This window comes from Anaerotardibacter muris (assembly GCF_943192915.1).
In the GTDB taxonomy this organism is placed as follows: Bacteria; Actinomycetota; Coriobacteriia; order Coriobacteriales; family Eggerthellaceae; genus Anaerotardibacter; species Anaerotardibacter muris.
This window is the reverse complement of the sequence record NZ_CALPCD010000009.1, coordinates 1-12,593: the sequence shown is the minus strand read 5'-3', so window position 1 is coordinate 12,593 and position 12,593 is coordinate 1. Positions and strand designations below refer to the sequence as shown.

General features: G+C 53.9%; 10 protein-coding genes. 2 read left to right on the top strand and 8 right to left on the bottom strand.

The annotated features are described in order from the left end of the window. The first annotated feature begins 49 nt into the window (after nt 1–49). The gene (locus NFR25_RS07065) at nt 50–778 is read left to right on the top strand and encodes a 5-formyltetrahydrofolate cyclo-ligase (RefSeq protein ID WP_251198547.1); all 729 of its coding nucleotides are present in this window, start codon (nt 50–52) and stop codon (nt 776–778) included. Nucleotides 779–1,022: 244 nt separating this feature from the next. Here NFR25_RS07065 and NFR25_RS07060 read toward each other — a convergent pair whose 3' ends face one another. Then, the gene (locus NFR25_RS07060; protein WP_251198546.1) at nt 1,023–2,000 is read right to left on the bottom strand and encodes a hypothetical protein; all 978 of its coding nucleotides are present in this window, start codon (nt 1,998–2,000) and stop codon (nt 1,023–1,025) included. Nucleotides 2,001–2,482: 482 nt separating this feature from the next. Then, nucleotides 2,483–3,349, bottom strand: a complete 867-nt coding sequence (locus NFR25_RS07055) for a ZIP family metal transporter (RefSeq protein WP_251198545.1) — start codon at nt 3,347–3,349, stop codon at nt 2,483–2,485. Nucleotides 3,350–3,522: 173 nt separating this feature from the next. Here NFR25_RS07055 and NFR25_RS07050 point away from each other — a divergent pair, with 173 nt between their 5' ends. After that, nucleotides 3,523–3,759: a hypothetical protein gene (locus NFR25_RS07050; protein WP_251198544.1), complete on the top strand. Its 237-nt coding sequence runs from the start codon at nt 3,523–3,525 to the stop codon at nt 3,757–3,759. A 385-nt stretch (nt 3,760–4,144) separates the two neighbouring features. Here NFR25_RS07050 and NFR25_RS07045 read toward each other — a convergent pair whose 3' ends face one another. The 6 genes from NFR25_RS07045 to NFR25_RS07415 all read right to left on the bottom strand — a co-directional run. Continuing rightward, complete coding sequence (locus NFR25_RS07045) at nt 4,145–5,755, bottom strand: sodium:solute symporter family protein (protein ID WP_251198543.1); 1,611 nt, start codon at nt 5,753–5,755, stop codon at nt 4,145–4,147. A gap of 519 nt (nt 5,756–6,274) precedes the next feature. Next, nucleotides 6,275–7,510, bottom strand: coding sequence for a phenylacetate--CoA ligase family protein (locus NFR25_RS07040; RefSeq protein WP_251198542.1), 1,236 nt, complete (start codon nt 7,508–7,510; stop codon nt 6,275–6,277). Nucleotides 7,511–7,592: 82 nt separating this feature from the next. Continuing rightward, nucleotides 7,593–8,219, bottom strand: a complete 627-nt coding sequence (locus tag NFR25_RS07035; protein WP_251198541.1) for a 2-oxoacid:acceptor oxidoreductase family protein — start codon at nt 8,217–8,219, stop codon at nt 7,593–7,595. After that, nucleotides 8,212–10,200 carry an indolepyruvate ferredoxin oxidoreductase subunit alpha gene (gene iorA / locus NFR25_RS07030; RefSeq protein ID WP_251198540.1) on the bottom strand — a complete coding sequence of 663 codons (1,989 nt, stop codon included), beginning with the start codon at nt 10,198–10,200 and terminating at the stop codon, nt 8,212–8,214. Before iorA ends, NFR25_RS07035 begins: the two co-directional genes overlap by 8 nt. A 62-nt stretch (nt 10,201–10,262) precedes the next feature. Further along, nucleotides 10,263–10,733, bottom strand: a complete 471-nt coding sequence (gene purE, locus NFR25_RS07025; RefSeq protein ID WP_251198539.1) for a 5-(carboxyamino)imidazole ribonucleotide mutase — start codon at nt 10,731–10,733, stop codon at nt 10,263–10,265. Between the two features lie 250 nt (nt 10,734–10,983). Next, the coding region (locus NFR25_RS07415) for an MBG domain-containing protein (RefSeq protein ID WP_275556948.1) at nt 10,984–12,593 on the bottom strand (1,610 nt) is incomplete at its 5' end.

Sequence of the window (12,593 nt, the reverse complement as noted above, 5' to 3'; positions counted from 1 at the left end):
CCTATCTTGGGTTTGAACGAACAAGAGTCGAACAAGAAAGGTTCTGGCAATGAGCACAGCTGATTTCGAGAATGCAGAGGCAAAGGCCTCCGATGAGCCTGTGGTCGAACTTCACGATGAAACACCTGAGGAATATCACGTACACATGCACGATGACGAACGTCGCGAAGAGATCCGTCGTGGTGTGCTGGCCGAACGCGCTCAGCTGCCTAAGCCTTATCGCCTACATAAGAGCTCTGCTATTTGTGACGAGCTTGAGGCGTCGTTGGACCTAACATGCGCGCTCACTGGTCGCGCACCCGAAGACTGCATCGTCGCTGTCTATTCTGCTTTCGATGAAGAGGTTCAGCTTGATCAATTCATCCGTGCTGCCTACGCTCGTGGTGCGAAGGTCGCCTTCCCTTGCTTGATGACCAATGCGTGGGGTGTTGAAGGCGCGCCCGAGCAGACCATGGAGATGCGCGTGGTTTCTCAAGAAGCTTACGAAAGCGCTACGGTACCCTTCCTGTCCAAGCAACTGAAGAAGTACGCGCACGATGACGAAGCGCTGCAAGCTTTTCCTTATGTTCCTGGAAATGAACTGACGATGATCGTCATTCCGTTGGTAGCCTTCGACGCTCACAAGAATCGCTTGGGCTACGGTGGCGGAAACTACGATCGCTACCTTCCTCAACTAAACGATAGTTGTCGTCAGATTGCCGTGGCGTTCACAGAACAAGAAGTCCCTTTCATCCCCACCGAAGAGCACGACATCCCCGTGAACGTCCTCGCTCGCTAACCCCTAGTGCGCGCGGTGCTGCGGATGTGAGGTAAGGGCGCAGAATTTACTTCGCATAGCCATACTGAAAAGAAAGAACCCAGCCTAAGCTGGGTTCGCGTAAACAAAAACTGGAGAGCGACCGCATGAGCTCGAAGGGCGGACAGGGTAGCGGGTAAGTTATGCAGCCTTGCCTTGCGACCGCAGCACCCCAAAAGACTTCCACAAAAGTGGACAGTTTGGGACCTGGTCCGGAGAGGACAGATTAAGCGACGTGGATCTTCAGGTAGCGTCGACGCTCGAAGAAGCCCATGTTCGCCACACGAGCGCGCTCTTCCTTAGCACCCGATTCACGAGCAGTAGTAACGCGGTCATCCAGGTAGGTCATCGCATCGCGATAGCCGTCGTTGCGGGCCTTGTTGATAACGTCTTCGAATTCATGCTGAATAGCCTTGCGGCCCTCTTGTTCGCCCAAGATGCGCGCATCTTTCACTTGCTGCTTGAATGCAGCCATAACGCTGTTGAGCATATTGAGCATGGAGATAGCGCCCACGGGAGATTCCTCCGAGAACGTAGACGCGTCGAACGTGGTGGCATTGAGCGGCACAGGGGATGCGTTGGAAAGCTGGATGCGAGCATTCGCTTCGCCCAACTGATCGCGCAGCGACGAGATCTGACGATCGCGGTCGGCGATGATGGCATCCTTGGAGGAAAGCTCTGCTTCCTTGGCAGCAAGCTGACGAACACTCTCATCCGAAGAAACTTCCTTGTTCGCAAGCTGACGGATCTTCTCTTCCAACGTTGCAGCCTGCTTAGCAACCAACGTACGCAGACGTTCGATCTCTTCTTCGGCAGCCGCATTCACACCACTCTGGGAAGCGATGTTCTGAGACTGAGCAGAAGCAAGATCGGAGACCGCGTTGTTGGCGCGAGCCTCAGCCGCATCCGCGCGACGGTTCGCGTCTTGGAGCTGACGCTCAACATCGGCAACGCGATCCTGGGCACGCTTGAGTTCAGCGCGAAGATCATTGAGCTCTTGCTCGGATGCTCCGCCGCCACCGCCAGCGCCGCCACCAGTGACCGGCATTCCGCCATGGCCGCTGTCGTAAGACGCTTGCATGCAGTCGAGCGCTCGGGTGATGACCGTTGCTTTGGTGATGTCCTCTCGACGAGCAAAGTCGTCGATCAAAGCCATGTACTCGAGAGGGAGACGGAAGTTCGCCTGTTTTACTTTTGAGCTCAACTCAAACCCACCTAACAGATGTTTCGACCGATGTTCCTAGGAGGTCTTGAGCGTTTCGGATGACCAGATTCGCCCAAAATGCACCCGCAGGTCCGACCCTGCCAGATATACACCTCTCTAGGTGATTTCAAATCTACAGCTAGAATTTTAGCGTATATCTAGGTGCTGGCTAGGCAAAAACACACAACATTTTGTGGTTGCTGCCCCTGTTTTGCCGTGATTATCTGCGATAGAACACAGTGTTACAAACCCCGTGCTAGCGCCTTTTTTCCTGTATCACAGCCATGTTCCACGAAGAAATTAACCAGTTCGAATAGCGTTTTTTTGAAGTTGTATAGCAGCTTTGATGTGTTCGTGCTATCACCCTGCTAGCAGGGGTTTTAGCGCATTTTGAGCACACTTTTGAGGCAAAATGTGGAAAAAATTTTTTTGAGATCAGGCCGTCAGCGGTCGTGCAACCAGTGAAGCACAGGCTCCAGATCTTAGAAATAGATGATGCAAAGTCCAATGAGCATACCAAGGATGACGAAGAACGCCGGCAATTTGGAGCGATACATCAGTACCGCCTGAGGGATGATCTCACCAAAAACGACGTAGAGCATCGCGCCGGAAGCAAAGCCGAGCGAGCATGCCAGACCCATGGCGCCGATGTCGCCAAGCCAAAAACCAACCCAGGCTCCAAGGACGATCGGGAAGCCCGATGCAGCAGTCAGGAGCGCAGCCTTCACGCGACCCATGCCACCCGCAACCAAGGGCACCGAAACCGCCATGCCCTCCGGGATGTTGTGGATACCAATGAGGACGGCAAGCACCAATGCCATGGACACTTCGCCCGCGGTATCGATGTTATAACTCGCTCCGATGGACATGCCTTCGGGAATATTATGGAGCGCGATGGCGCACGCGATCACCACTCCAGCAACCCACAATTCACGTTTGGGAGCATGCTCTTTCAGATGCTGATTGTAATGATCGACATGGCTCAACTCATCGATGTTGTCATGCGTTTTGGGGTGAAGACTGTTAGCCGTGTGGGGCACTTCATCGATGGTGCGCCTATCGATGATCCAATTCAGGAGCGCGACTACAGCCATACCAACAAGGATGGCCGCGCAAACCAGAAAGACTGCGCCGTTAGCGAAGACTTGTTCGGAAGCCTCGAAGCATTCGACCACCAGCTCGAAACAGACGATGGAAATCATCACGCCGCTTGTTGCCGCCAAGAGCAAACTGACCAAACGATTCGACTCAGTTCGCACGAGCGAGCCGATAGCACCACCAAGTCCTGTTCCGCCAACGCCAGCGATCAAGGTCATGATGGTGATAGTGATGACAGATTCGATGTTCATTCCGCTACTCCTGAATCTTGCCGACCTCTGCCCGAAGCGCTTCGATCGATGATTCTTCTAATGATCTAAGGTGTATAAAGTAAACTGATTATAAGCCTGCACCCACAAGGCGCGATGGTGCTCAGGGGTTTTGCAGACGAACCGTAGAGAAAACAGCCGCTAAGGAGCCAGTGATGAAGGATTTCGAAGATTTCGCTCGTATGGTCGAACAGACGACCGAACAGGATATGAATCGCATCTTCGCGAACGTGATCGAGCACATGAACCTGCCTGCAGACGAGAATGGGAACATCTCCTTCACGATAGAAGACTTGATGCCCTTCTCTACCGCCGTCTCGAACGCGCGAACCATGGCGTTGCTGCGTAAATATCACGAATGGGCCAATTCGGAAGAGCGAAACCTGCTCTAAAGCAAGTTTTAGGCGCTTCTGCTCGGCAATTTGCGCTGAGATGCGTTTTAAGCCCTTTATTTCGATTCTTTGGTACAGATACTGGGGCGATATTCTGATCGTCTCTTAAACGGCGTCTCAGGGCGCCGTTTTTCTTGCGACCTGAACAAAAATCGCGGCTGGAGCATAATTCCATTTTGGGGACGGGTTCAATCCTGCCCGGGACAAAATGGGGACAGGTTCAATCTTCCAACTAAAATTCTGAACCTACCCCCAAAATGTCCGGGACAGAAATGAACTCGTCCCCGATAAAGAACAAAAAGAAGGCGGGCGAACTTGGTGCTCGACCGCCTTTTGAGGTTGGGTCCGTCCCCTGGTGTCCGGGACAGTTTTGCCTCCGTCCCTGTTATTCCTTTTGAGGGGAGCCAGATTCGGATGTGGAGGCTGAGGCGCCAGCGGTTTGAGCTCGAAGCTGCTGCTGGGTCTCGATCACATTCTGCTCCTTCGCACCGTAGACCAATTCGCGGTCAATCGCGCCAGACATCGAAGGTGGCTTCACCGTGAACGGAACAGGCTTCGTAAAGAAGCTGACTATTGGAACCAGGATAAGCGATGCAACCATGCAGATCGCGCCGCAGTTGATCGGCGAATCGATGTAGCCGAAGATCATGTTCGTAACCGTCATGCCAACACCCAGCGCAAAGCTGCACCAAACAGCCGGCTTCGAAACGCGACCCGAGAACAAGCCCCAGAAGAAGGGACCGAGGAACGAGCCCGAAAGCGCACCCCAGGAATAACCCATCAACTGCGCGATGAACACGACCGTTGAGTGATACTGGAACAGTGCGATGCCAGCAGAGATGGCAACAAAGACCACGATGAAGACGCGCATGTAAGCGACCTGCTTCTTCTCGGTCATCTTCTTCACGATATTACCCTTGATCAGGTCAAGCGTGAGCGTCGAAGACGAGGTGAGGACCAGACCAGCCAGCGTGGACATAGATGCCGAAAGAACCAGCACCACAACGATGCCCAGCAAGATGTCAGGCAAACCTGCCAACATGGTGGGGATGATCGAGTCGTAGATAGGCGTGCCGTTGGCAGCGTAGGCAATGTCGTCGCCGAACAAACGACCAAAGCCACCAAGGAAATAGCAGCCACCAGATACGACCAGCGCGAAGATAGTCGAGATGATGGCACCCTGCTTGATAGCGGGACCAGTCTTGATGGCGTAGAACTTCTGGACCATCTGCGGCAATGCCCAAGTACCCAGCGATGTTAGTATGATAACGCCCAATAGATTCAATAAGTCAGGCCCGAACATCGCAACGAATGGGCCGTTCATCTCGCTGCCTTCAAGCGCAACATGCGAAAGGTCGATGACCGCCTGAGCGAAACCGCCCTGACCATTCAGCACCGCAACGATGACCGCAACGATGCCAATGAGCATGATGGTTCCCTGGATGAAGTCGTTCCAGACCGAAGCAACATAACCACCAAGCACCACATATATGCACGTGATGACCGCCATACCGATGACGCACCACTCGTAAGGCAAGCCGAATGCCATGCCGAACAGGCGTGATAGGCCGTTATAGACCGAAGCGGTATACGGAATGAGGAAGACGAAGATGATCGCTGCCGCTGCAATGCGCAATGCTTTCGAATTGTAGCGCTTGCCAAAGAATTCCGGCATGGTAGTAGCTTTGAGGCGCTGGGTCATCTCGCGCGTACGCGGACCGAGCACCCACCATGCCAACAGCGAACCAATGACCGCATTGCCAATGCCAACCCAGAAGACTGACATGCCGTACTTCCAGCCGAACTGACCTGCATAACCAACGAACACGACCGCTGAAAAATAGCTGGTGCCGAACGCGAACGCAGAAAGCCAGGGACCAACGTTACGGCCGCCCAACACGAAACCGTCAACGCTCTTGGAATGCTTGCGGGCGAAGATGCCTACCGCAACCGTGACCGCAGCGAAGATCACTACGATAAGGACTTTCAGGATCATTGCTTCTCTTTCTTCTTCCTAACTTACTATCTACCAGGTCTTTCGTTACCCGCTTCGTTCAAAGTGCACGCTGTTCGACCCGTTTTCACGCATAAAAAAAGCACCGGGTCGAATACCCCTGTGCTATTGATATCAATTGAACGATGGAGGTGTGGTGAGAATACAGCTCGAGCCCTGAGCAAGATGCTCGGACATAACAGCGCGCTCGTCGAAGGAACCCTGTGCCCAGTGTTCCGACATGATCGCGCACTTATTGGTGGACCCTTGCGCCCAATGCTGGGTGCGGATCGCACAGCTCGTAGTATGTACTCCCGAAAGAACCATGCAAGCACTTTAACACAAGCGCATATATGCACTACCCCGCGAAAGATATATTTCGGAAAGCGGAAAATCAGTGATTTCCCGTATTGGGGACGGGTTCATTTCTGTCCGGGACAAAAAAGGGGCAGGCTCAAGACTCCGACTGGAATCCTGAACCTGTCCCCAAAGTGTCCGGGCCAGAAATGAACCCGTCCCCGATTAGTAGCGATTGTCGAAGATGCGCTGGGTCTTCTTCTCAGAACGAGGGAGTTCGCCGATCGACACCGCTTTTGCATGCGGGGTCATGCCGAGCTTGCCCTTGAAGATCGATTCCATGTTACGCTCGATCTGATCGCGTGCATCACCTTCAGCTTCGGTCTCGAAGAAGACCGTCATGATATCCTTGCCATCCAAATGATCGATCATCACCTGGTATTCCGAAGACGCGCCATCCGTGAACTTGATGATCTCTTCGATCTGCGCGGGGAAGATATTCACTCCCTTCACCTTCACCATGTCATCAGTGCGCCCGATGAGCGTATCGATGCGAGGATAAGGCGATCCACAAGGGCATTCACCTGGGATAATGCGCGTAAGGTCATGGGTGCGATAGCGCACCAACGGCGCGCCTTGCTTGCGCAGCGTAGTGATGACAAGCTCGCCGATCTCGCCATCGGGCAGCACTTCGCCCGTCTTTGGATCGACCACTTCGAAGTAGCAGTAGTCATCCCACACGTGCATGCCGCATTCGTGATCGCAGGAAATACCAATGCCAGGGCCATAGACTTCCGTAAGACCATAGATGTCGTAGATCTTCACGCCCAGTTCGTTAGCGATGCGTTCGCGCATCTTGTGGCCCCAGCGTTCGGAACCAATGACCGCACGCTTCAGGTTCAGCTCATCGCGCACGCCGCGCTTGGCAATCTCTTCAGCAAGCAAAAGGGCATATGAGCTGGTGGCGCACAGAACGCTAGACTGCATATCCTTCATGAACTTGATCTGCTTGTCGGTGTTGCCAGGCCCCATTGGAACTGCCATCGCGCCCAAGCGTTCGGCACCCAACTGAAAGCCAATGCCAGCGGTCCATAAACCATAACCGGGGGTTATCTGGATGCGATCTTCGTTGGTGATGCCAGCCATTTCGTAACAGCGTGCAAACTGAACAGCCCAGTCGATCACGTCTTGTTGGGTGTAGGGGATGATAACGGGCGTACCTGTTGTGCCTGATGAAGAATGGATTCGGACGATCTCGCTTTCGGGAACTGCAGCCAATCCCAAAGGATAAGCTTCGCGCAGATCGGCCTTCTCAGAAAAAGGGAGCGCTTCGAAATCTTCCTGGGTCTGCACGGCAGCCAAATCCACATCCGCGAACTTCTTCGCGTAGAAAGGGGAGCGATCTTTTAGCGTCTTGAACTGATCTTTTAAGATTGCGAACTGTTCGTCGTTAAGTTTCATCTTCTCTCCCTTGGTGATGGTTGGTGCCGTAGACAAAAAAGGGGCTGCCCCCAATTTGTCTACATGTTGAACCCGTTCCCAGCTAGATACGGGCTACTTGTTGGACCACCTTGATGGCCTTTTCGTTGGTGGAGACCAGCTTGCGCTTCACGCACGCGGGAATTGCCTGCTCGATATCTTCAAGCGATATCGCGCCACGCAGGGCGTTGTCCACGCAATCAGGGCGCTTGTTCACGGCAATGATGGCGTAGGCCAGCATCATCACGTTCAGCGCCTTGGGCTCTCCAAGTCGACGCACCAATTCGGTGTCGTCCACCACTACCATCTTCACGCCCGCGGCCTTCATATCCTCGATCAACACCATTGGCTCATACATGCGTCGCTTGAAGCTTGCATTCACAGGCGCGATACCCGAAGAAGCTACAACCAACAGGCCTTTCTCTTTCAAATATGGCAGGCTCCGTGCTGCTTCACCTGGCTCCAGCGCAATGAGCACATCAACGCTGCCCTTCGAAGGAAGTGGCGAAAACACCGCTTCACCCTCATTGCCCATGCGCACGTGCGACATAACATCGCCACCGCGCTGTGCCATGCCGATGGTCTCTGCGCTGCGCACCTGCCAGCCTTTATTCTCTGCAGCTTGAGCCAGGATGCGCGCAGCCAACACGCTTCCCTGTCCGCCAATACCAGCGATAGAAACATTAATCATCGTTGCCTCCCTCTTGTGCAGCAAGTTCTTGAGGCGTGGGGAATCGACTGAGCGATCCGTCTTCTGAGTGCAAGCGCGTAGAACGCGGAGGCAGTACGGGACGCACGCGTTTGCGCGTAGGACACGAGATCGCGCCGTATTCGCAAATATCGGTGCATAGACCGCAGCCCACGCACATATCGCGATCGATGGTGACGTGATGACTCAGTTCGCTCCAACCAAGAGCTGGGCATCCAATAGTGGTAACGCACTTGCGGCAACCTGCACATGCATTCGCGATGAAGTAAACTGGCGGCTTCGGCCTGGTCAGCTTCGTGCATGGTGATTCATAGATGACCGCAGAAGGCCCATCGTATTCGATGGCTTCGCGCGCAGCTTCGATAGCTTTATCCGCGAACAGCGGGTTCGCCTTGGTGATCTTCTTCACTCCCAGCGAGCTGAGCACCGCTTCGATCGAGATAGGCGCCGTGAATCCGCCCATCAATGTTGCACCCGTGCCAGGGTGAGGCTGCGAACCAGTCATTGCCGTGGTGGCGTTGTCCAGCACCACGATGGTGATGTCGTGGCGATTGTAGACCGCATTCGCAACGCCGGTCATGCCTGAGGCGAAGAACGTGGAATCGCCCACGAAGGCAATTGCCTTCTTATCAGGCTCGATAACGTTGAAACCTTGAGCCATGGTGATGCCCGCGCCCATATCCAAGCACGTGTCCACCGCATTGAGCGGCTCGGCGTTGCCCAAAGTGTAGCAACCGATATCACCGCACATCACCGCCTGCTGCTTGCGGCCGAGTGCTTTCTTCACGGCATAGAATGCACCACGATGGGGGCAGCCTGCACACAACGTAGCAGGTCGTTCAGGAATAGGCTCGTTGAATTCAACAACGCGGGGCTTTTCTTCAGGAAGATTCAAGCCGAAGAACGCTTCGATCTGTTGCTGGATAACATCGACCGAGTTCTCGCCGCGGTCGAGCGTGGTACCCGTGAGCTTGCCAAACACTTCGTAGCTGGCGTGCAGTTTACCGCACAGCTTCAGCATCTCGTCCTCGATCACATGATCGAGCTCTTCCAACACCAATACCTTATCCAGGTCAGAGACGAATTCCTTAACCGCTGCCTCAGGGAACGGGTAGGGTGTGCCCACCTGCATCAAGCGATAGCTCGGCGAAAGCGCGCCAGCTTCAGAAACCTTCGTTTCGATCTGACGAAGCGCCTCTTGCGCATAGGCATATGAGATTCCACCTGCGATGATGCCGATCTTCGCGCCTTCATCGGTGCCCGCAACTTCTTCCCAAGGGTTGAACGGCGAATTGCTGAAATCTGCTGCGATCTGCGGCAATCGTTCGTTGATCTGGCCATGCGCACGATAAGAACGACCAGGGAAGATCACCCACCTGCTAGGATCCTTCTCGAAACCTTCGGGTTCGCGCGCATGCGTTTCATCCGCAACATCCATGAAGGTGGACGCATGACAGATGCGCGTAGTAGGACGGAAGATGACCGGCGTGTGATAGCGCTCGGACAGGTCGTATGCTGCCGCGATCATCGCACAACCCTGTTCGGGCGTAGCTGGGTCGAATACAGGAACCTTCGCGAAAGATGCAAAGCGACGCGTGTCCTGCTCGGTCTGAGAAGAGATAGGACCAGGGTCGTCGGCCACCAACAGCACGGTGCCGCCTTCAACGCCAATATAGTTCAGCGACATGAGCGCATCGCTGGCCACGTTCAAGCCAACCTGCTTCGCCGTGAATAGCGTGCGTGCGCCCGAAAGCGAAGCGCCTGCCAGCATTTCAAGCGCGGCCTTTTCGTTGGTAGACCACTCAACGTAAACATCGTGAGCAGAACCGTTTTCGCGAAGCGCGGCAACCGTCTCGATGACCTCAGAAGATGGAGTGCCCGGATAGCCAGCGCAAACGCGCACGCCAGCCTCGAGCGCAGCATGGGCGAATGCCTGGTTTCCCATAAGGAATGATTTGGTCACGTATACCTCGTTTTCGTAGATTGGAACAAGGATGGCCCGCGAAGCGAGCCATGAGCAAGAGCTTAAGCGTTTGCCATGTCTTCTTTCATCTTGACGATCTTCTGACGAGCACCTTCACAGCCAGTACCCATCATCTGAACAGCCAAGATAGCTGCATTCTTTGCACCGTTGATGGCAACACAAGCAACGGGAACGCCGCTGGGCATCTGCACCATGGAAAGGAGTGAATCGAGTCCGCCCAGATCGCTGGTCTTGATCGGAACCGCGATGACGGGCGCTGGAGTGTACGCAGCAACAACGCCACCAAGATGTGCAGCCTTGCCAGCCGCAGCGATGATCACGCGAATGCCGCGTTCGGTAGCAGTAGAAGCCCATTCGTGAACCTCTGCAGGTTTGCGATGAGCGCTGGCTACCTTCACTTCGTACGGCACGCCGAATTCGTCAAGCTGCTTCATGCATGCTTCCATCACGGGCATGTCGGATTCAGAACCCATGATGATGCCGATAACAGGATTTTTCGCACTACACGTCATACACGATCCAATCTCGTTCGTATTAGTGAAACAAAACTAGATTTTATCATGCCTGCGCAGGTAGAGCGGCAGTGCGCTGGCAGACAACAACGAGTCTTCTTCCAATGGTGAAGTGCGTGCGTTCTGCTTGAAGAATGACTCGCCGAGCATATTGTGAACACACCTGCGAACACCACCCAAAAATGCGAAAGCGGCCGAGTTTCCTCGACCGCTTCCTAGGAGAATAAGCTGCTGAACTAATCAGCTCTGCTTATGCAGTGTGAGCAGCTCCTTGAGAACGCGATGCGCTCTGGGAGGTGCTTGCCGTACCCGTCATGTCCTTATCGATCTTGTTGATCTTACGAGCATAACCAAGGCGGCGGGATACTACCGCGAAGCCATAGACTGCGGTTGCCACGATACCCAGATACATAAGGAAGTGTACCCAGCACTGAGGAGTGTCGAATGCCGCAAGCGGATTCTCGTCATCGAGGATCTCCTCATCAGGAGCAGCCAGCGGGTTCTCGTCATCAGCGATCTCTACGCCATCATCAGCAGCGGGAGCTGCAGGGGCAGGACCAGCTGCAGGGGCTGCAGCAGGTGCACCAGCTGGGAAGGCGGGGCCAGCAGGAGTAACTGGGGTGTTTGCAGGAATTGCAGGACCAGGAACTGGGGTGGGGTTATCATCCACAGGAGTGGTCGGCGTAGGCGTAGGTGTAGGTGCAGGAGCATCCGTAATGGTGAAAGTACCATTGATAACGGTAACTTCATAGTTAGCGTTTGCGGTGTAGTTTGCAGTGATAGCACCCGCATAGACACCTGCATCCTGTGCTGCATTGGTGCGGGTATAAGTTACCTCACCAAGATCGTCGCCATTGACCAAGCCTTCAACAGAACCCGTGAATACGGGGTCGTTGTCGCCAGCAGTCTTTGCTGCATTGTTCACCGTAATAGTAACGGGACGAGGAGCGATCGCAACGGTGCCGGTTACAACATCAGTTACCGAGTAGTTGTCAGCCAAGGCACGAACATAAACGGTATAGGTGCCAGCATCGGCAAAGACAGGATTCTCGGTAGTCCAATTCTGACCATCAAGAGAGTATTCGATGGTAGAGCCTTCTACAAGAGCAGATGCGTCTACCGAGTAGCCATTGCCGTCATAGACTACGGATGTGTCAGTAACGTTCACGCCATTCTGATCAGAAGGAAGAACGGTAAGCGTACCTGGCTGGACTGCAACAACGTAATTCTTGTTCGGGGTATACGTTGCTGTGATGGCATCGTAGTAAACACCCTCTTCAAGTGATGAAGGTTCGATATTCTCTACCATACCAAAGGAGATCTGACCAAGATCATTTCGATCGATAAGACCAGTACCAGGGGAATACTTACCATCAAAAGCTGGAATGTCGCCCTGATAGTTCATGACCTTATCGTATGCAACAAGCGTTACTGGTCGAGGCGTAATGGTGACGTAAACATCTTCGGGAGCTTCCCAAATCAGCTTGCCATCCAGGGTAGAAACAACACCCAGCTTAACGGGATAGCCAACAACGTTTCCGTTCTCGTCAACATTGACATCTTTGTAAGCAGGCATTTCGTTTTGGTCGATCGGAAGCCACCTAAGGCCATCATAATATGCGACTACTTCGTCTGTGCGCTGAGGATTGTCGGCGCTAAAGGTGACAGTTGGAGCAAAGTACTGACCGTTGTAAACATGCTCTACACCTTGAGCAGTAAAGTCAGAGGTGTCACGAGTGTAGGTCAGAGTAATGACCGTGCCAGCGACTACCTGGGTAGCGTTCTGAGCCGCACCTTCGATGCCAGCAAACTTATAACCGGTGTAGGTGTTCTCGGCAAGGGAGCCTGCGACCACATCGA